This is a genomic window from Mesorhizobium sp. M0195, assembly GCF_040322115.1.
Lineage (GTDB): Bacteria > Pseudomonadota > Alphaproteobacteria > Rhizobiales > Rhizobiaceae > Mesorhizobium.
The window spans coordinates 123,926-143,044 of sequence record NZ_JAMYSV010000006.1 but is presented as its reverse complement, the minus strand read 5'-3'; the positions used below and the strand labels follow the sequence as shown (position 1 = coordinate 143,044).

Annotated in this window: 16 protein-coding genes; 7 read left to right on the top strand and 9 right to left on the bottom strand. The window is 64.0% G+C overall.

All coding sequences use genetic code 11. From position 1 onward, the window contains the following. The first annotated feature begins 203 nt into the window (after positions 1-203). Together NKJ12_RS15085 and NKJ12_RS15080 are read left to right on the top strand one after the other, a co-directional pair. The gene (locus tag NKJ12_RS15085; protein WP_352644664.1) at positions 204-353 is read left to right on the top strand and encodes a hypothetical protein; all 150 of its coding nucleotides are present in this window, start codon (positions 204-206) and stop codon (positions 351-353) included. 9 nt (positions 354-362) lie between these two features. Beyond that, positions 363-794, top strand: a complete 432-nt coding sequence (locus NKJ12_RS15080) for a hypothetical protein (RefSeq protein ID WP_254818955.1) — start codon at positions 363-365, stop codon at positions 792-794. Between the two features lie 10 nt (positions 795-804). Here NKJ12_RS15080 and NKJ12_RS15075 read toward each other — a convergent pair whose 3' ends face one another. Next, positions 805-3,117, bottom strand: a complete 2,313-nt coding sequence (locus NKJ12_RS15075) for a glucose/quinate/shikimate family membrane-bound PQQ-dependent dehydrogenase (RefSeq protein ID WP_352703536.1) — start codon at positions 3,115-3,117, stop codon at positions 805-807. Positions 3,118-3,370: 253 nt separating this feature from the next. On the opposite strand from NKJ12_RS15075, the gene NKJ12_RS15070 reads away from it, so the two are divergent. Further along, the gene (locus NKJ12_RS15070; protein WP_352703534.1) at positions 3,371-6,094 is read left to right on the top strand and encodes an ATP-dependent helicase; all 2,724 of its coding nucleotides are present in this window, start codon (positions 3,371-3,373) and stop codon (positions 6,092-6,094) included. Between the two features lie 9 nt (positions 6,095-6,103). Here NKJ12_RS15070 and NKJ12_RS15065 read toward each other — a convergent pair whose 3' ends face one another. The 5 genes from NKJ12_RS15065 to NKJ12_RS15045 all read right to left on the bottom strand — a co-directional run bounded on the left by NKJ12_RS15065 (position 6,104) and on the right by NKJ12_RS15045 (position 11,090). Continuing rightward, on the bottom strand, positions 6,104-7,153 hold the full coding sequence (locus NKJ12_RS15065; RefSeq protein WP_352703531.1) for an ABC transporter permease: 1,050 nt from the start codon (positions 7,151-7,153) through the stop codon (positions 6,104-6,106). Continuing rightward, positions 7,150-7,947, bottom strand: a complete 798-nt coding sequence (locus NKJ12_RS15060; protein WP_352450092.1) for an ATP-binding cassette domain-containing protein — start codon at positions 7,945-7,947, stop codon at positions 7,150-7,152. The genes NKJ12_RS15065 and NKJ12_RS15060 overlap by 4 nt, the downstream gene beginning before the upstream one ends. Positions 7,948-8,033: 86 nt before the next feature. Next, the gene (locus NKJ12_RS15055; protein WP_023676725.1) at positions 8,034-9,047 is read right to left on the bottom strand and encodes a substrate-binding domain-containing protein; all 1,014 of its coding nucleotides are present in this window, start codon (positions 9,045-9,047) and stop codon (positions 8,034-8,036) included. A gap of 103 nt (positions 9,048-9,150) precedes the next feature. After that, positions 9,151-10,059, bottom strand: coding sequence for a sugar phosphate isomerase/epimerase family protein (locus NKJ12_RS15050; RefSeq protein ID WP_352703529.1), 909 nt, complete (start codon positions 10,057-10,059; stop codon positions 9,151-9,153). Then, positions 10,056-11,090: a Gfo/Idh/MocA family protein gene (locus NKJ12_RS15045; protein ID WP_352703527.1), complete on the bottom strand. Its 1,035-nt coding sequence runs from the start codon at positions 11,088-11,090 to the stop codon at positions 10,056-10,058. The genes NKJ12_RS15050 and NKJ12_RS15045 overlap by 4 nt, the downstream gene beginning before the upstream one ends. Before the next feature lie 195 nt (positions 11,091-11,285). Here NKJ12_RS15045 and NKJ12_RS15040 point away from each other — a divergent pair, with 195 nt between their 5' ends. Together NKJ12_RS15040 and NKJ12_RS15035 are read left to right on the top strand one after the other, a co-directional pair. After that, positions 11,286-12,311: a LacI family DNA-binding transcriptional regulator gene (locus NKJ12_RS15040; RefSeq protein WP_352703525.1), complete on the top strand. Its 1,026-nt coding sequence runs from the start codon at positions 11,286-11,288 to the stop codon at positions 12,309-12,311. Between the two features lie 308 nt (positions 12,312-12,619). After that, entirely contained in the window at positions 12,620-14,098 is a 1,479-nt protein-coding gene (locus NKJ12_RS15035) for an esterase-like activity of phytase family protein (RefSeq protein WP_352703523.1), read from the top strand. Positions 14,099-14,245: 147 nt separating this feature from the next. Here the strand turns inward: NKJ12_RS15035 and NKJ12_RS15030 are convergent, their stop codons facing one another. Further along, positions 14,246-14,911 (bottom strand): L,D-transpeptidase, encoded by a 666-nt coding sequence (locus NKJ12_RS15030; protein WP_352703521.1) that lies wholly within the window; start codon positions 14,909-14,911, stop codon positions 14,246-14,248. 321 nt (positions 14,912-15,232) lie between these two features. Here NKJ12_RS15030 and NKJ12_RS15025 point away from each other — a divergent pair, with 321 nt between their 5' ends. Next, a complete protein-coding gene (locus tag NKJ12_RS15025) occupies positions 15,233-16,705 on the top strand; it encodes an MATE family efflux transporter (protein WP_352639763.1) in 1,473 nt (490 codons plus the stop codon). A 9-nt stretch (positions 16,706-16,714) separates the two neighbouring features. On the opposite strand, the gene NKJ12_RS15020 is transcribed toward NKJ12_RS15025, so the two are convergent. After that, complete coding sequence (locus NKJ12_RS15020; RefSeq protein WP_352703519.1) at positions 16,715-17,923, bottom strand: MFS transporter; 1,209 nt, start codon at positions 17,921-17,923, stop codon at positions 16,715-16,717. A gap of 157 nt (positions 17,924-18,080) precedes the next feature. On the opposite strand from NKJ12_RS15020, the gene NKJ12_RS15015 reads away from it, so the two are divergent. After that, positions 18,081-18,656 (top strand): TMEM175 family protein, encoded by a 576-nt coding sequence (locus tag NKJ12_RS15015; protein WP_352475354.1) that lies wholly within the window; start codon positions 18,081-18,083, stop codon positions 18,654-18,656. 113 nt (positions 18,657-18,769) lie between these two features. Here the strand turns inward: NKJ12_RS15015 and NKJ12_RS15010 are convergent, their stop codons facing one another. Further along, positions 18,770-19,051, bottom strand: coding sequence for a hypothetical protein (locus tag NKJ12_RS15010; protein ID WP_023721174.1), 282 nt, complete (start codon positions 19,049-19,051; stop codon positions 18,770-18,772). Between the last annotated feature and the right edge of the window lie 68 nt (positions 19,052-19,119).

The window sequence follows — 19,119 nt, the reverse complement described above, 5'->3', positions numbered from 1 at the left end:
AGGCTGCCATAAGTCCCTGCACGAGGGCCGTGATGCCGCTAGCCCCACTGTCGTTAAATTTTGGTCCTTTGTGGCAATGCTAAATGCACGCACCACAATGTAAAAAGAAGTTACCGGGCTATGCCTCACTCGGGCCATTTGGCGAACGACAATGGCCATTTGGCGGGAAAAGAATGCATGATTGACGACGAAGGAATACGCCCATGACCTTTCCCTCCCCGCTTCTGGCAAGTGGGTTCGCCCTCGCCGCCATGGCTTTGCTGGCGCTGCGGTTCACTGCCTTCCCCGCCTTCAAACGATCGTTGATCAAGATCCGCGTCACCCGGCACCCGCCCGCAAACACCAAGGCCTGAGGAAAGATCATGGACGTTCAGGACATCATCAACACCGTCTCCCAGAAATCCGGTCTCAACCAGGCTTTGACGGAAAAGATCGCCGGCACGATTTTCTCGGTGCTTGAACACGAGGCGGAAGGCACGACTCTGTCCAGCTTCTTTGCCAAAATCCCGGGAGCCGACGCGCTGGCCAAGCAATATGATGTCATGGCTCCCGGCGCGGCTTCCGGTGGTGGCCTCCTGTCCTCGCTGGAGGGCGCGCTCGGCGGCGCTCTCGGCGAAAAGACCGGCGCGCTGATCAACGGCGTCGCCATACTCAAGGCATCAGGCCTTACCCTGGCACAAATCAGTCAGGCCGGCACGATGCTGGTCCAGCAGGCCGAGGCAGCAGCCGGCCCGCAGCTAACCAATGAGGTCCTTGCATCGGTACCCGACCTGAAAGGGCATCTCGGGCTCTGAAGGAACTTCTCTATTTCGGCAGCGTATAGGCCATTACATAATCGCCCGGCTTGGTGCCGACCGAGCCGTGGCCGCCGGCAACGATGACGACGAACTGGCGTCCGTCGGCTACCGTGTAGGTCATGGGTGTCGACTGCCCGCCGGCAGGCAGCCGCGCCTGCCAGAGCTGTTTGCCGGTCGTCAGGTCATAGGCGCGCACATAGTCGTCGACCGCCGCACCGAGGAAGGCGACGCCGCCGGCAGTGATCATCGGCCCGCCAATGCCGGGCACGCCGACCTTGAACGGCAGCGGCAGCGGCGTCATGTCGTAGACGGTGCCGTTGCGATGCTTGTAGACGATCTTGCCGGTCCGAAGGTCGGCACCCGCCACATAGCCCCAGGGCGGCGCCTGGCAGGGAATGCCGAGCGGCGACAGGAACGGCTTCAATATCACTGCGTAAGGCGCACCCTCATTGCGGTTCAGGCCTTGTTCGCTGCCCTTGGTGTCACCGGGCGGCGGCACGTCGGCGCGCGGCACCAGTTTGGAGATGAACGCCAGGTATGTCGGCATGCCGAACATCACCTGCCGGACCGGATCGACTGCCACACCGCCCCAGTTGAAGGTGCCGAAATTTCCGGGGTAGATCAGCGAGCCCTGCAGCGATGGCGGGGTATAGCGGCCCTCATAGCGCAACTTCCGAAGCTCGATCCGGCAGGCCAGCTGGTCGAACATGGTAATGCCCCACATGTCGGCGCCGGTCAGCGGTTTCGGACTGAAGCTCAGGTCCGAGAACGGCTGCGTCGGCGAGGTATGGTCGCCCTCGATCGCGCCGCCGGGTGCTGGCACTTCCTTGACCGGAACGATCGGCTCGCCGCTGCGCCGGTCGAGCACATAGAGGTCGCCCTGCTTGGTCGGCCCGACCAGCGCCGGCACCACGCCATTTTCCGTGGTGATGTCGACCAGCGTCGGCTGCGCCGGCACGTCCATGTCCCAGAGGTCGTGATGCACGGTCTGCCGTACCCAGCGCAACTGTCCGCTGTTGAGATCGAGCGCGGTGATCGACGAGGAGAATTTCTCGTCATTGGCGCTGCGCCCGGCGCCGAGCTGGTCCGGCGTCTTGTTGCCGAGCGGCAAATAAAGCAGGCCGAGCTTTTCGTCGGCGCTTGCCGTCGACCACATGTTGGGCGAGTTGTTGGTGTAGGTCTGGCCCGGCGGCAGCGGCGTCGTCTGGTCCGGATTGCCGGAATCCCAGTTCCACAACAGCGCGCCTGTGTCGGCATCGTAGGCACGGATGACACCGGACGGCTCCTGCGTCGAATAATTGTCGTTGACCGCGCCACCGACGATGATCTTGTTGGCGGCGATCAGCGGCGCCGAGGTCGAATAATAATAGCCCGGCTTCGGATATGGCATGTTGGCGAGCAGGTTCAGCGTGCCACCCTCGGCAAATGTGGGGCAGACCTGGCCATTCACCGCATCGAGGGCGATCAGCCGAGCGTCGGACGTCGGCAGGTAGATGCGTGTGGCGCAGGGCTGGCCGGCGGCGATCTTGGCGTCGGCATAATAGGACACGCCGCGGCAGGTCTGGTGCTGGCGGTCCTTGTTGAGCTTGATCTGTGGATCGAAGCGCCATTTCTCCTTGCCGCTTGCGGCATCGATGGCGATGGCGAAATTATGCGGCGTGCAGATGTAGAGCGTGTCGGCAATCTTCAGCGGCGTCACCTGATAGGTCGTCTCGCCGATGTCGTCGGGCCCTTTCACGTCGCCGGTTTGATAGGTCCAGGCCGGCTGCAGATTGGCGACGTTTTCCGGGGTGATCTGGTCGAGCGGCGAATAGCGCTGGCCATAGGGCGTACGGCCATAATAGTGCCATTCGCCGGGCGGCACATTGCCGCCGAGATCGGCCGTCGGCGTCACCTTGTCAGTGTTGAGTTCACCCGCAATATCCTTTGGATCGACCGTCATCGAATAACCGGCGACGGCAAGCGATGCCAGCACGGCGAGGATAAGCGGTGCGCGTCCGTCGGGACCAGTAAGCCCGCGCCGCGCCCATGGCGTCAACAGCCATAGCGCGACAAGCACGATGATGCCGCCGCGCGGACCGAGTTCCCACCAGTCGAAGCCGATCTCCCAGACCGCCCAGGCGAGCGTGCCGAGCACGATCGCCGCGTAGAGCCACAGCGCGGTGGATCTGCGCCTGTAGAGCAGCCAGGCCGCGACAAGGAAAGCTAGACCAACGATGACGTAATACCAGCTGCCGCCCAGCGTCACGAGCCAGATACCGCCGCCGCCAAGCGCCAGGCCGATGAGGAAAAGGATCAGGGAGGTGATGACCACAGCCAAGACGGTGCTCCTTCGACTGGTGCGCTCCGCGACGCGTCCATGGGCAACCCGGCATTGCGCTCCTGCCCCGAGCACAACTTTCTCCGGCCCGCCTCGCCTGTCAAGCAAGCTCGGCGTTTTGCAGCGCCGGCTCATCGCAAGCCCGGCGTTTTGGTTAGCAGACCCATTCAGATTGTGAGTCTACCGACTGGACAGAGAACAAAACGGAGACGCTTCTGGCCTTTCGCGGCCGAATCACTACATTCGGGGAGAGATGTCCGGCTTTTCGGAAGACATGCCCTTTTTTGACGAACCGAACGCGCGGCCTGTGGCCCCGTCGGGCATTGCCGCGCGCGCCATGGCTGCCCGCAGCAACCAGAACAACGCGCCCGATTATCTCAACGGCCTCAACCCCGAGCAGCGGCTGGCGGTGGAAACCACCGAAGGCCCGGTGCTGGTGCTTGCCGGCGCCGGCACCGGCAAGACGCGGGTGCTCACCACCCGCATCGCCCACATCCTTGCCACCGGCAAAGCCTTCCCTTCGCAGATCCTCGCCGTCACCTTCACCAACAAGGCGGCGCGCGAGATGAAGCAGCGCATCGGCCTGTTGATCGGCGAAGGCAATGTCGAGGGCATGCCATGGCTCGGCACTTTCCACTCGATCGGAGTGAAACTGCTGCGCCGGCACGCCGAGCTGGCCGGGCTCAAATCCGACTTCACCATTCTCGACACCGACGACGTGGTGCGCCTGATCAAGCAGCTCATCCAGGCCGAAGGACTGGACGACAAGCGCTGGCCGGCCAAGCAGTTCGCTCAGATGATCGACGGCTGGAAGAACAAGGGCCTCGGTCCCGCCGACATCCCCGAGGGCGATGCCCGTGCCTTCGCCAACGGCAAGGGCCGCGAGCTCTACACGGCCTATCAGGAGCGGCTGAAAACGCTGAACGCTTGCGACTTCGGTGATCTCCTATGCCACCCGATCCGCATCTTCCGCGCCAATCCGGACGTGCTGAAGGAATACCACAAGCGCTTCCGCTACATCCTCGTCGACGAATATCAGGACACCAACACCGCCCAGTACATGTGGCTGCGGCTGCTGGCACAACGGCCGCAATCCTCCCCCCTTGAGGGGGAGGTGCCCGCGAAGGGGGCGGAGGGGGTTGCCGCAGAAGGCACCGCTAGAGCGTCGAGCACTGCCGCCGGTAGGTCGAGCACTGCCGCACGGACCCCACCCGACCGGGCTTCGCCCGGCCACCCTCCCCTCGAGGGGGAGGGAAGCCCGCGCCTGTCCACCGTAAATATCTGCTGCGTCGGCGACGACGACCAGTCGATCTATGGCTGGCGCGGCGCCGAGGTCGACAACATACTGCGCTTCGACAAGGATTTTCCCGGCGCCACCATCATCAGGCTGGAGCGCAACTACCGCTCGACCGCGCACATCCTCGGCACCGCCTCCCACCTCATCGCCCACAATGAGGGCCGTTTCGGCAAGACGCTGTTCACCGAAAAGATCGCCGAGGACGACGAGAAGGTGCATGTCCACGCCGCCTGGGATTCCGAGGAGGAGGCCCGCGCCGTCGGCGAGACGATCGAGGCCTACCAGCGCCAGAGGCACAACTTGAACGACATGGCGATTCTCGTCCGCGCCTCCTTCCAGATGCGCGAATTCGAGGACCGTTTCGTCACGCTCGGCCTCAATTACCGCGTCATCGGCGGCCCGCGCTTTTATGAGCGGCTCGAGATCCGCGATGCGCTGGCCTTCTTCCGCGTCGTCGCGCAAGGCGCCGACGACCTCGCTTTCGAGCGCATCGTCAACGTGCCGAAACGCGGCTTGGGCGAGGCCACCATCCGCCAGATCCACGACACCGCACGCGCGCTGCGCATCCCGATGCTGGAGGCGGCGGCAAAACTTGCCGAGAGCGACGAGCTGAAGCCGAAGCCGCGCGCCGCACTGCGCGAGGTATCGGCCAATTTCGAGCGCTGGCAGAAGGCGTTGGAAACCACGCCGCACACCGAGCTCGCCGAGACCATACTGGAGGAGAGCGGCTACACCGACATGTGGAAGAACGACCGCTCGGTTGAAGCGCCCGGTCGGCTCGAGAACTTAAAAGAACTGATCCGCTCCATGGAGGAGTATGAATCGCTGCGCTCCTTCCTCGAACATGTCGCCTTGGTGATGGACGCCGAGCAGAACGCCGAGCTCGACGCCGTCAACATCATGACGCTGCATTCGGCCAAGGGCCTCGAATTCGAAACCGTGTTCCTGCCCGGCTGGGAGGAAGGCCTGTTCCCGCACCAGCGTTCCCTCGACGAGGGTGGCCGCTCCGGCCTGGAGGAGGAACGCCGCCTCGCCTATGTCGGCCTGACCCGCGCCAAGAAGAACCTGCATCTCTGGTTCGTCTCCAACCGCCGCATCCACGGCCTCTGGCAATCGACCATTCCCTCGCGCTTCCTCGAAGAACTGCCGGAAGCCCATATCGAAGTTTCCGAGGGCGGCAACTCCTATGGCGGCTACGGCAATGCCTATGGCGGCGGCTCGTTCGCCTCCGGTCGCGGTGGCCAAGGGGCAGGCAGGCAGAACCCCTATGGAGCATCGCGCTTCGATAACATCGGCGGCAACAACGGCGCCGAGAAATCCGGCGCTTTCTCCAGCACCTATGCGACGCCGGGCTGGCAGCGTGCTCAGGCCAACCGCACCGAGGCGACCGACCGCAATTGGGGCACGCGTTCCGGCCACCAGGTCGAGCGCATCGGCTATGGCGAAACCGACTCCGGCTACGGCGCCGGCCGCACCTCGATCAAGGGCCGCACCATCGACGGCGAGCTGGTCGCCAAATCCGTCGCCGACACGCCGTCCCCCTTCAATGTCGGCGACCGCGTCTTCCACCAGAAATTCGGCAACGGCAACATCTCGGCCATCGAAGGCAACAAGCTGACCATCGACTTCGACAAAGCCGGCCAGAAACGCGTGCTGGACGGGTTTGTCACGGGGGTGTGAGGCCGCCGGTCACCGATACCGCGCCTGGTTCCATTTGTGGCCGAGCAGCGAAAGGATGATGATCAGGCCGTTGAAGAACTGGACGTAGAAGCCGCTCAGGCCCGCCGCCACGACGCCGGTCTGGATGAACGAGACCGTGACCGCACCGATGGCGCCGCCGACGACCGTGCCGATGCCGCCCCAGGTCGGCGTGCCGCCGACGAACACCGATGCCAGCACCGGCAGCAGGTAGCCGTCGCCAGCCGTCGGCCACCAGGTGAAGTTGATCATCACCGAGAACGTGCCGGCGATCGCAGCGCCGATGCCGACGAAGACGAACACTTTTACCCGCACGCGCTTGACGTCGATCCCCATCTGCTGGGCGCTGTCGGGATTGTCGCCGACCACCTTGACCTGCGCGCCGAAGCGATGGCGGTTGTAGAGCAGCGCCGACAGCACGACGAAGGCGATGGCCCAGAAGATCTGCACCGGAATGCCATAAAGCTGGCTGGAGAAGATCTTGTAGGCCCAGCTGTCGGCAAGGCCGGTCAGTGCCGTCGACCTGCCCTCGTTGATGATCTGGATCAGGCCGCGCAGCAGGAAATTCATGCCGAGCGTGGCGATCAGCGACGACAACCCGCCATAGACGACCAGGGAGCCGACCAGGAAGCCGAGCAGCATGCCGGTGACGATTGCGGCGGCGATGCCGAGGAACGGGTCGTAGCCGGCCTGCACGACCAGCGCAAACACCCATGAGGCGAAGCCCATCGTCGCCGGAAACGACAGGTCGATCTCGCCGCAGGTGACGACGAAGACCAGCGGCACCACCACGAACAGCGCCACCGGCAGCGTGGTCAGCACGGAGCTGTAAAGATACCAGGTGGTGAACACGATCGGATTGGCGATCATGAACACCGCCATCATGACGATGAACACGGCAAGCGTGCCGAGCGCGGCGCGGTTGTCGAGGATGAACCCGCGCAGCCAATTGTCGGACGGGTGTCTCCACTCTTTCCCGGCGGTTTCGCCATGCGTGCCGCCGAGGGGGCTCTGCAGATCGGGTTCCATGGTCTTGTTCATCGTGCCGCCCTCCCCGCATCGCCCGCGTCGTGCAACCCCGGCAATCCGCTGGGGTGGGCGACGTCCTCCATGAAATTGATCAGGTCTTCGGCCGATTTGACCTCGCTGCGGTCGGCGGTGAGCGCGACCTTGCCGCGGTCCAACACCACGAAGCGATCGGCGATATCGAAGACGTGGTGGATGTTGTGGCCGATGAACAGGATCGAGCGCCCGCTCGCCCGCACCTGGCGCACGAAGTGGAAGACCTTGGCGGTCTCGGTCAGCGATAGCGCGGTCGTCGGTTCGTCGAGGACTATCAGCTCCGCCTTCTTATAGATGGCCCGCGCGATCGCCACGCCCTGGCGTTCGCCGCCCGAGAGCTGACCGACGATCGACTGTGGCGTGAATACTTTCGAGGTGAAGCCGATCTCGCGCATCAGCCGGCTCGCCTCCGCGATCTCCTTGTTGACCTTCAGCCAGCCAAGCCAGCCGGTGAGCTCGCGGCCCATGAAGATGTTGCGCACGATCGTCTGCTGCACGGCGAGCGCCCGGTCCTGGAACACCGTCTCGATGCCGGCGTCGCGCGAGCGCGCAGGGCTCCATCCGGTCACCGGCTTGCCGCGGACGAGAATCTCGCCGCTGGTCGGTTTGACCACGCCGGACAGGATCTTGATCAGCGTCGACTTGCCGGCGCCATTATCGCCGATCAGGCCGACCACCTCGCCGCGGTCGACGCTGAGATTGACTCCGCCCAGCGCATACACCTGGCCGTAGGACTTGCTGATGTCGCGCAGTTCGATGATGCGTTCCGCCATGGCGATCCTCGCTTGATTGTCGCGTGCCGGCCTTTTCGCCGGCGGTCCCGCCGGCCGGGCTCGATCCCGGCCGGCGGCTTGGGAGGTCAGCGCAGCGCCTGCTTGGCGAGCTCGGCGACGATCTCGTAATTCTGCGGCGTGACGAAGCCGGCGCCGGTGTCGACATTCATCGGTGCGAGACCCAGCACAACCTGCTGGCAGAGGCTGAGGATCGGCAGATAGCCTTGCAGGAACGGCTGCTGGTCGGCCGTCAGCTGCACCCAGCCGCCCTTGAAGCCCTCGACGATCTGCGGGCTGGTGTCGAAGCCGAAGTTGAAGATATCGCCCGGCTTCCTGCCCGCCGCCTGCATATAGGTGGGCACATTGCCCAGCATCTGGCCGCCGGGATAGCCAACCGCCTTGACGTCGGGATTGTTGAGCAGTGCCGCGGTGATCACCGGAAGGGCCAGATTTGGGTCGGAAGCCCATTCGCCGCTCGGCGGCGAGGAGAGCTGTATGACCTCGACACCCGCTTCCTTAAGGGCAGCGACAGTGCCGCGTTCTCGCGCGCCGCGGCTCTCGTTCTCGAACGGGCCGATCATGATTGCCTTGTCGCCGGCCTTGAGCCCGGCCAGCTTGACCGCCTCGGCGCCGAGCGCGCGGCCCTGCTGCTCCTGCTGGGCGCCGACATAGCCGCCGCCGAACGCCGCCGTGACCGTCGGCACCGGCACGTTCTGGTACATCATCTTGATACCGTCCTTGTGTGCCTGTTCGGCCAGCGGCATGATCGCGGCGTCGCCGGGGTGGCCCATCATGGCGATGCCTTGGGGCTTGACCGCGACAGCCTCGCGCAATTGCTGCACCATCTTCTCGACATCCCACTGGGAAAAGATGTAGTCGACTTTCGGCCCGAGATCGGCCGCCGCCTGCTTGGCGCCATTATAGACGATCGTACCGAAGGCATCGCCTTCCGCCCCGCCGACGAAGAAGCGGATATGGACATCCTTGCACCACTGGGCGTCGAGCGCCTGCGCCGGCAAGGTCGAGAGTGCGGCGGCGAGCGCCATCGCGGCCGCCGCGACGGTCGAGCGCAGAACTGTCCTTCTCATCGTAATGCTCATGCACTTATCCTCCCTTTGTTCCCTCGCTAGCCGAGGGGTTTGACGATCGCTCGGCATTGCGCCGCAATCTTTCGCTGGCCGGCACCTCCCGCCGGCCGACTTCTCACACCGGGTTCGGCAGGTAGCTCGCGCCTCCCCGGCATTGTTGGAGGTAATCCAGCGCACGCGCCTGGCCGGTGATCTCGAGATCGCCGCGGTAGACCGGGTCGTGCCAGCCCTCGATGTCGATGGCGCCCTTGTAGCCGGCCAGCCGCAGCTCGCTGATCACCCGCGTCCAGTCGCTGTCGCCGAACCCCGGCGTGCGCATCTGCACGAACGGCAGGCGACCGAACACGCCATGTTCGCGGATCACGTCCCAGCGCACCGTCGCGTCCTTGCCATGGACGTGGAAGATGCGCGGCGCCCATTTGCGGATCTGCGGGATCGGGTCGATCAGATAGACCAGCTGATGGCAGGGCTCCCACTCCAGGCCGAGATTGTCGTCCGGCAACTCGTTGAACATCAACTCCCAGGCGTCCGGATTGTGGGCGATGTTCCAGTCGCCGCTGGTCCAGTTGCCGTCCATGGCGCAGTTCTCGAACGCGATGCGCACGCCCTTGTCGGCGGCACGCCTGGCCAACGGTCCCCAGACCTCGCGGAAACGCGGCAGGCTGTCGGGCAGCGGCTTGCCGCGAATGCGGCCGGTAAAGCCGCTGACCATATTGGTGCCGAACAGATGCGCGTTGTCGATGATCGTTTCCCACGCCTGGAGCACGCCGCGATCGATGTCGCCGCTCTCCAGCGGATTGCCGAAAACGCCGATCGATGAGACGATGACATCGGCATCGCCGATCGCCTCGCGGATCTCGCCCGCTAGCCGCGGAATGTCCTTGCCGCCCAGCGTCTGCCAGAAGAACGGCTGGATGCTCTCGAAGCCGAGCGGCAGGATCTGCCTGACATAGGCGGCCGGGTCGTCGAGATTGGCCCGCACCATTGTGCCGATCCTGATGTCGAGCAGCGGGTTTGGCATCATGATCCTTCCTGTGCAGCGATGGCGACCCGGCGCCCGGTCTCGGCGCTCTCGATCGCAGCGAAAACCATGGCCAGGCTCTTGATGTTGTCGGCGCCGCGCGTCTCCGGCTCGGTGCCGGTTTCGACGGCGCGGACGAAATCCTGGATGATGCCGAGATGGCCGCCGACGCGATCGGCCGGGTCGAGCGGCGGCACGGCTATCGGTTCGGTGCGGTCGAACAGGCCTTCACGGACCGGCTGCACGATTTCCGCCTTCAGCCCGTCCTCGCCGTCCCAGACAATGCTGCCGCGCTCTGCGACGATCCGCCATGTACTGTCCCAGCTGGTGCGGAAGCCGGCCGCGCACCAGCTGCCGGCATAGGTGAACAGCTTGCCGCCGCCGAGGTCGAAGCTTGCGGTCGCCGACGACCCTCGCTGATACCAGGAATTGGCCGGCTCCCACTCCTGGCAATAGACACCGGTCGGCTCGCCGGCCACCATGTAGCGGGCGGCATCGAATGTGTGGATCGCCATGTCGAGCAGCAGCACATGGCGCATCTCCTCGCGAAAGCCGCCGAAATGCGGCGCGACGAAGAACTCCGCGTGGATGCTGGTTGGCGCACCAATGGCGCCGGAATCGAGAAAGCGCCGGATGCGCCTGACATTGGCGACATAGCGGCGGTTCTGGACGACGGCATGGATACGCGCGGCGCGGCGGGCGGCCTCGACGATGGCACGCGCATTGTCCGGGCTGTCGGCGAGTGGCTTTTCGGTCAGCAGGTGGCAATTATGGGCAAAGGCGTAAAGCGCGACCTCGCGGCGGGCGGCGGGAACCACCACGTCGAATACCGCGTCGGGCCTAGTCTGGTCGAGCACGGCGTCGAGGTCGGTTCCAATGATGGCGCTCGAAAGCTCGTATTCGCGCGCCCTCGCCCGCGCCCTTTCGACATCGATATCGACCAGGCCGACGATGGCGAGCCCGTCGATCTGCCTGGCTGCATCGAGCCAGGCCTTGCTCATCGCGCCGCAGCCGACCAGGACGACATTGATCATCCAGTGCTCCTCCCTCTCGGCCCCTCCAGACCGATCGTCACGGCGTTCACGGCAGGGCCGTGAATGTTTTTCCGTAAACGTTTACGAGAACACACCCGATGGCGTAGAATGTCAATCGGCCGGCCGTGAAAAATCGTGGCGTCGGCTTGGCCCGGAGAGCAGCCGGTGCTAGCCAAGCAAGGGGAGAACTGTCCTTTGGCGTCCAGCATTCACGACCTTGCGCGTCACCTGAACATTTCGATCGGCACGGTGTCGCGCGCGCTCAACGGCCGCGCCGACGTCAACGCCGATACACGCCAGCGCGTGCTCGATGCGGCCAAGAAGCTGAATTATTCGCCGAACCAGTCCGGCCGCAGTTTGCGGCGCGGCGCCACCCATTCGATCGCCTTCATGCTGCAGCCGCATCCGGGCGATCAGGAATATGGCGAGCCGTTCTTCATTCCGTTCCTGACCGGGTTGCAGGCCAAGCTCGCCGAAAGCGGACTCGACCTGATCGTGGTGATGGGCGCGCCGGGCGACTATCAGCAGGAGCGCCTGCGCCGTGTCGTCGAGACCCGGCGGGCCGATGCGGTGGTGCTGGCCTGGACGCGGCGCGAGGACGAGCGCATCGACTATCTGACCCAGGCCGGTTTCCCTTTCGCAACGCTCGGCCGCAGCCGCTCCGGCGGCGATGCCTACCCCTCGCTCGACCTCGACTTCGAAAAAGCCGGTGCTGACGCGGTCGATCGTCTTGTCGCGCGCGGTCACCGCCGCATCGCGGCCATCCGCCCGTCGCTCGATCTCAATTTCGGCTATCTGTTCCTCGCCGGCTATCGCAAGGCGTTGCGGCGGCACGGCATCGAATTCGACCCCGAGTTGATCGCCGACGGCTTCATCAACGAGGCCGGCGGCTACGCGGTGACGCCGAAGGTCATGCGCTCCAAGGACCCGCCGACCGCCATCATCTTCAACAATGACGCGATGGCGCTTGGCGGCTGCAAGGCTTTGGCCGAGGCGGGCATCAAGCCCGGCCACGACATCGCGGTGATCGTCATCGTCGACACCCCGCTCTGCCGCTATTTTTCGCCGGCGCTGACCGGCTTCCGCCCGGCGCTTGAGCCGATGGGCGAGCGGCTGGCCGAAATGCTGCTGGCATCGATCCCGGCTTACGCCGGCGCCGCAGGCGCACGCATCATCCGTGAAGTCTGGCCGCTGCAGCTGATCGCGCGCGACAGCGATTGAGCGCGGCACTTCCCTTCTCCCCTTGGGGAGAAGGTGGCCGAGCCCAGGGGTCTTGCCTTCGGCAAGCCAGAGGACAGGCTCAGCTCGGTCGGATGAGGGTGCTCCAGCTCGGCACCGAGGCACTCCGTCCAGCACCCCTCTTCCGTCTCGGCGCTGCGCGCCGATCCACCTTCTCCCACAAGGGACGAAGGAACAAGCGCCCTCTGTCACGCAAGTATCATGTTCGCGTCCTAGACATTTTTCGGAAAGCGCTGGCGGCATGTCGATGCGACGCCCGCTTCGGCTGTTTTGTCACAAAGAGGATTTCCATGAAAAACCTGCACCGAAACGCGTCCCTCGCGGTCGCGCTGGCGATGTTCACCGCCTTGACTCCGGCCTTGGCTGAAAACGCAGCGACCGTCGGCGGCGTCAGCTTTGTCAACAAGGGCCTGGTCGGTGTCGGTCGCATCCCGGCCAGCCAAAGGGACAAGTTCGGCGAGACGTTTGGCTCCGGCTCGGGCATGGCGATCGACGCTGCCGGCTGGACGCATGGCGCCGATGGCTATAAGGGCTCGCTGTGGCTGCTGCCGGATCGTGGCTACAATGTCGTCGGCACCACCGATTACCGTCCGCGCATCAACACGATTGCCATCGAATTCGCCCCGATCGCACCGGGTGCGGCACCAGCCGCCGGCCAGGAACAGTCGGGCCTCAAGGCAACCCTTGCCGACACCATGCTTTTGACCGACGACAAGGGCGCCGACGCAACCGGCCTCGATCCGCTCAACGGCGTGCGCGCCGCGACCGACGACATGCCGATCCTGCCCGAAGCCAACGGCAAGCTCGCGCTCGATAACGAGGCGATCGTGCGGCTGCCCGACGGCACCATGTTCATCTCGGACGAATATGGTCCGAACATCTACCACTTCTCCGCCGATGGGCGTCTGATGTCGGCAACGCAGTCGCCGGCGGCGCTTGTCCCGATGCGTCATGGAACGCCGAACTTCGCGTCCAACAATCCGGGACCGGGCGCGGCAGACCCAGATCCGACGGATCCCGAAACCGGCCGTCAGAACAACCAGGGCCTCGAAGGCATGGCACTGACGCCGGACGGGAAGTTCCTGATCGCTGTGCTGCAATCGGCCCCCAGACAGGATGGCGGCGATTCCGCTTCGACGCGCCAGAACACGCGCGCGCTGGTCTACGATGCCTCGGATCCGGCCCAACTCAAGCTTGCGCATGAATATGTTGTGCCGCTGCCGGTGTTCACCGATGCCAAGGGCAAGACCAAGATTGCCGCGCAGAGCGAAATCGTGGCTCTGTCGGACAAGACCTTCCTGATGCTGGCGCGCGACAGCGGCAACGGCCAGGGGGTGAAGGGCGACACCTCGCTCTATCGCGAGATCAGCGTCGTCGATGTGTCGGCGGCAACCGACATCGCCGGCACCGAGTTCGACAAGGACAAGCCGGTTGCGCCCAAAGGTGAGCTCGATCCCTCGGTGACGCCGGCCAAGCTGACGCCGTTCATCGACATCAACGACAAGACCGAGCTCGGCCGCTTCGGGCTGCACAATGGCGCGCCCAATGACCGCAACAACCTTTCGGAGAAGTGGGAGGCGATGTCGGTGGTGAGCGTCCTCGATCCAACACGGCCCGACGACTATTTCCTGTTCGTCGCCAACGACAATGACTTTCTCACCCAGGACGGCTTCCAGGTCGGCGCGGCCTACAAGGCCGAAGATGGCGCCGATGTCGACACGATGTTCCTGGTCTATCAGGTCACGCTTCCAGGCCTCGCCGGGAAGTAGCGACACCCCCTGGCTGGCGGACGCGCCGAACGCGTCCGCCTGCCTGGCACGATCGAACGGTCGGGCCCTTCAGTTGCGGCTCGCCGGCACAAGGATTGTGTTCTAGTGGGTTTGCAAAACCTAAGACTGATGATCCGTCGAAGGCACTTACCTCAACATCTCCGCGTCCTTTGGCACGCCCGCATCGATCGGCTCGGCCGTCCTGTCCGACACGGCGGCGATCTTCCCGGCGGCCGACAGGTTCGGGCGCACGAAGACCGGCGCGACGCCGTCGACGCGGCTGTAGAGGTCGATAATATCCTGATTCATGAAGCGCACACAGCCGGAGGAAGCGTTCTTCCCGATGGAATCCCACTCCGGCGTGCCGTGCAGCCGGTACATCGTGTCCTTGCCGTCGCGGAAGAGATATAGCGCGCGTGCGCCCAGCGGGCTGTGCGGGCCGGGCGGCATGCCGTCCTTGTATTTCGCCAGTTCCGGCCGGCGCTGGATCATCTCCGGCGGCGGCGTCCAGACCGGCCACTTCTTCCTCGCCTGAACCACGGCGCTGCCGGTCCATCCGAAACCGGCCTTGCCGAGGCTGACGCCATAGCGAATTGCCTTGCCGCCGTCGCGCACCAGATAGAGGAAGTGCTCGGAGGTATCGACGACGATCGTGCCGGGTTTTTCTCCGGTCGGATCGGACACGATTTGGCGCACGAATTTCGGATCGACCTTGGCTACCGGGATTGCCGGCAGTTGATAGCCCTCGTCGACGCGCGCCGCATACATACTTGCGGCATCGCCGAAAGCCGGATCGCTTGGCGCCGCGGTCACTGGCGGCGCCGCTACGTCCGTCGTGGTGCACGCCGAAAGAGCCACGGAGGCCGCGCCCAAAGCGGATGCACCAAGAAACGCACGCCGTTCAGGCGCTCAAAAAACAGCGGAATATCGGACATGAACCCCCGGCTTGCCCATGAGATCTAGGAAAGATGCGGCCCCACGCGTGCAGGATCAATATACGATTCCGGAAGCTTTGAGAACATGATTGGATCAAGGCACGCCAGGCGGAATTCGCAACGCTGCGTCGACCTGTCTCGTTAAATCGGCAATCATTGCGGACCGGACTCAAGATAAGCCTTCGCCGAGTTGCCTGCCATGGACGACAAGATGCCCGCACGCCGGCGGACCAGCGACCTCACCAGTGGACCTATCCCGCGTACATTGCTGCTGTTCGCCCTGCCGGTGCTCGGCTCCAATGTTCTGCAGTCGCTCAACGGCTCAATCAATGCCGTCTGGGTCGGTCGTTTCCTCGGCGAAGCGGCGCTGACCGCCACGTCCAATGCCAACCTCGTGCTGTTTCTCATCCTCGGCACCGTCTTCGGCATCGGCATGGCGGCGACCATCCTGGTCGCGCAATCGGTCGGCGCCCGCGATCTGCCCGAAGCCCGCCGCATCGTCGGCACCAGTGCCACCTTCTTCTTCCTTGTCTCGGTGGTGTTCGCGGTCTGCGGCTGGATCTGGGTCGATACAATCCTCAATGCGCTCGGCACGCCGGCCGATGCGTTGCCGCTGGCGCGTTCCTATCTGCGTATCATTTTTCTCGCCGTACCGATGATGAACCTGCTGTCCTTCGTCATGACGGTGCTGCGCGGCGCCGGCGATTCGCGCACGCCTTTCCTATTCATGGCGCTGGCCGTCGTGCTCGACGTCATTTTGAACCCGTTGCTTATTCTCGGCATCGGCCCGTTCCCCGAACTCGGCATCGCCGGCTCGGCCACCTCGACGCTGATCGGCCAGACGGTAAGCGTGCTTGCCATCCTGATCGTGCTTTATGCGCGCAAGCACCCGCTGCGGCTGGCCGGCGCCAATCTTGCTCTGCTGCGGCCGGACCCGGCGCTGCTGCGCATTGTCGTCTTCAAGGGCGTGCCGATGGGCCTGCAGATGATCGTCGTCTCGTCCGCGGCGCTGACTGTGATGGGCATGGTCAATGCCTACGGCTCGCAGGTCGCGGCTGCCTACGGCATAGCCGCCCAGCTCTGGACCTATATCCAGATGCCGGCGCTCGCCATCGGCGCGGCGGTCTCGTCCATGGCGGCGCAAAATGTCGGCGCCGGACGCTGGGACCGGATCGGCCGCATCGCCGCGTCCGGCGTCGGCTTCAACCTTGTGCTTACCGGCGTGCTTGTCGCGCTGCTGTTCGTATTCGATCGCGCGGTGCTCAGCCTCTTCCTCAGCAGCGACAGTGCAGCGATCGACATCGCCACTCACATCAACAAGGTCGCATCCTGGTCCTTCATCCTGTTCGGCATCACCATCGTGCTCTTCGCCACTGTGCGTGCCACGGGCGCGGTGATGCCGCCGCTGATCATCCTGGTGATCTCGGTACTTCTGGTGCGCACCAGCTTCGCCTATTTCTTTCGAAGTGCGATCGGTGAGGAAGCGTTGTGGTGGAGCTTTCCGGCCGGCTCGATAACCTCGCTCGTGCTGGCCACGGCCTATTATCGCTTCGGCCGTTGGCGCAGCGTGCACATGATCGAGAGCCGGCCGGCTGCCGGCGAACCGCCGGATACCGGCCTCGGCGTGCCGCGCCAGCGCGCGCATCTTTCGCCCGAGACGCCGAACGGCTGAAAGGCCGGCTCAGCGCGCATATTTCGCGCCGAACCCGAGCGCCACCAGGGAAAAGATAACCATCATGCCGGCAAAGGCCCCGCTTGCCACGGTCGCGCTTGTCATGGTCGACAGGACGCCGATGCCGATCACCGGCAGCGCGTTGCCGCAAAAACAGCAGATGAAGAAGGCCGAGACGACTTCGGCGCGCCGGTCCGCTGGCGCGATCTCGTTCACCACTTGCAAGCCGCCGCGATAACCGAGCGCTGCCGCCACGCCGCACAAGGCGGTCCCGGCAATCATTGTGGCCATCGATGCGAAGACCTGCGCCGCAACAATCAGCGCGACGGTTGGAATCATCAGCGCAAGCGCCGCGAACATCGCGGCTCGGCTCGAAAGACGTGCCGTCACTACAATGGTGGCGGCCGTCACGATCGCCAATTCAAAGAACAGAGCGCCCGCTTCGGCATGGTTGGTTACCTGCAGCTGCTGCGCCAAAATGCTCGGTGCGAGTGCTGCATAAAAGCCGACCAGTGCCATTGCGCCAAAGCCGGTCACCGCCGGCGCAACGAAATTTGGGCGGATGGCATCGGGCACGGAAAGGCGCGGCCGCGTCGAAACGTCAGCCAGTTTCCCCGGCCGCGAAACGGTTTCCGGCGTGCGCCAGACCAGCAGGGTTACAGTCGCGAGCATCGCCAGGTAGACGACGAATGTCAGCCTGAGCGGCCAAGGCGCGTATTCGGCGAGCAACCCGGCCCCCAGCGCACCAAGGCCGAGACCGAGGAAATTGGTGCTGGTGGCAATCGTCGCCGCCTGTGACTTGTCGTCGGTCGGGAGCAATTCGGCAAGCCAGGCGGTGCCGGTACCCGCGCCGACGCCGATTCCCAATCCGCTCAGAATTCGGGCGACGTCGAGCCAGGCGACATTTTCGGCGAACAGGAAAACCACCGCGCTGACGACGGCCACCGCCATTCCGGCCAACGCCATCGGACGGCGCCCGATGACATCTGACACACGCCCCAACATCAGCAGCGCCGCCAGATTGCCGATGACATAGACGGCGTAGACCAGCGTCAAAGTGATCTGCGAGAAGCCGAAGACCTGCTTGTAGATGATGTAAAGCGGCGTCAGCGCGGTGCTGCCGGCGAAAAGAGCCGCGATCATGGCGGCCACGGCGGCCGCTGCAGCGCGCCCGCCGAGTTCGTAATCGCGCGTCATGACTTGAGCGTGAGCAGTCATTTTTCGGACCTTCTTGCTGTTCGGGATCTGACACCCTAACGCCTTTTTTTCGTCAGCCGTTCCCCCCTCCCCGACTTGCTCCTGACAATTTTGGCAGCTTTGCGATGGCGCTGAGCGAGATCCTCTTTTAACTTCAGCGGATTGTCAGGGGAGATTGATGGGCAAGGGACGAGTCGAGGCATTCACCGATGGCGTGGTCGCCATCATCATCACCATCATGGTGCTGGAATTGAAGGTGCCGCATGGCGAGGATTTTTCCGCGCTGGCGCCACTCTGGCCGGTATTCCTCAGCTATGTGCTGTCCTTCATCAATGTCGGCATCTACTGGAACAATTTGCACAACATGTTCCATACCGTGCAGCGGGTCGACGGCCGCGTGCTGTGGGCGAATCTCAACCTGCTGTTCTGGCTATCGCTGATGCCGGCGACGACAGCCTTCATGGGTGAGAACCATTTCGCGCCGGTGCCGGTCGCCGTTTATGGCGTCGACCTGGCGCTCTGCGCCATCGGCTTCAACATCCTCACCATAGCCCTGCATCGGCTGCACGGCAGCGAAACCCTCTTCGCCAGGGCTTTGGGCAATGACCTCAAGGGAAAAATCTCGCTGGCCCTCTATATCGCCGCCGTCGCGCTGACCTTCGTCAATCACTGGATCGGTGTCTCGATCTATGTCCTGGTGGCGATGGTCTGGCTAGTGCCGGACAGGCGCTTCGAGCGGCTAATCGAGAAATAGGCAGACCAAGATCCCGAACCGAAGGACCGCGTCAACGAAAAGTGGATGCCGGTTTTCGGAAAAGATCATGAGAAGATAGAGCCCATACCGAATCTTATCGAATGGAACAGGCTCTAGCCTCGCATTTCTTTCAGCTTTTCCGCTACCGAAGCGGCAAGGTCGGCGTAGCGCTCCTCCAGCCGCTCGGCCGCTTTGATCACTGAAAAATCATGGCCGAATTTTTCCAGCGCCATGCGCAGCTTTTCGACGAATTCGGCCTGTTTTTCGAGCGCCGAAAACAGCGTTTTCACTTGCGCTTCGCTGATGTCGGGGTTGGCAAGCATTTGCGGCACTTCGCGGCTCATCTGGTCGCCGGTTGCGGTCTGTTCTTTCAGGATCTCGATCCAGTCGGTCAATCGTCAGTCTCCTTTTCGATATCAGCATGCGCAGCGCCCGCCGACGCGGTCAACCCGAAGATGTCGCA

Excerpts from the sequence above, each read along its gene's own strand:
- NKJ12_RS15085 (WP_352644664.1), top strand. The coding sequence starts at position 204 with ATGACCTTTCCCTCCCCGCTTCTGGCAAGTGGGTTCGCCCTCGCCGCC.
- NKJ12_RS15080 (WP_254818955.1), top strand. The coding sequence starts at position 363 with ATGGACGTTCAGGACATCATCAACACCGTCTCCCAGAAATCCGGTCTC.
- NKJ12_RS15070 (WP_352703534.1), top strand. The coding sequence starts at position 3,371 with ATGTCCGGCTTTTCGGAAGACATGCCCTTTTTTGACGAACCGAACGCG.
- NKJ12_RS15065 (WP_352703531.1), bottom strand. The coding sequence starts at position 7,153 with ATGAACAAGACCATGGAACCCGATCTGCAGAGCCCCCTCGGCGGCACG.
- NKJ12_RS15060 (WP_352450092.1), bottom strand. The coding sequence starts at position 7,947 with ATGGCGGAACGCATCATCGAACTGCGCGACATCAGCAAGTCCTACGGC.
- NKJ12_RS15055 (WP_023676725.1), bottom strand. The coding sequence starts at position 9,047 with ATGAGCATTACGATGAGAAGGACAGTTCTGCGCTCGACCGTCGCGGCG.
- NKJ12_RS15050 (WP_352703529.1), bottom strand. The coding sequence starts at position 10,059 with ATGATGCCAAACCCGCTGCTCGACATCAGGATCGGCACAATGGTGCGG.
- NKJ12_RS15045 (WP_352703527.1), bottom strand. The coding sequence starts at position 11,090 with ATGATCAATGTCGTCCTGGTCGGCTGCGGCGCGATGAGCAAGGCCTGG.
- NKJ12_RS15035 (WP_352703523.1), top strand. The coding sequence starts at position 12,620 with ATGAAAAACCTGCACCGAAACGCGTCCCTCGCGGTCGCGCTGGCGATG.
- NKJ12_RS15025 (WP_352639763.1), top strand. The coding sequence starts at position 15,233 with ATGGACGACAAGATGCCCGCACGCCGGCGGACCAGCGACCTCACCAGT.
- NKJ12_RS15020 (WP_352703519.1), bottom strand. The coding sequence starts at position 17,923 with ATGACTGCTCACGCTCAAGTCATGACGCGCGATTACGAACTCGGCGGG.
- NKJ12_RS15015 (WP_352475354.1), top strand. The coding sequence starts at position 18,081 with ATGGGCAAGGGACGAGTCGAGGCATTCACCGATGGCGTGGTCGCCATC.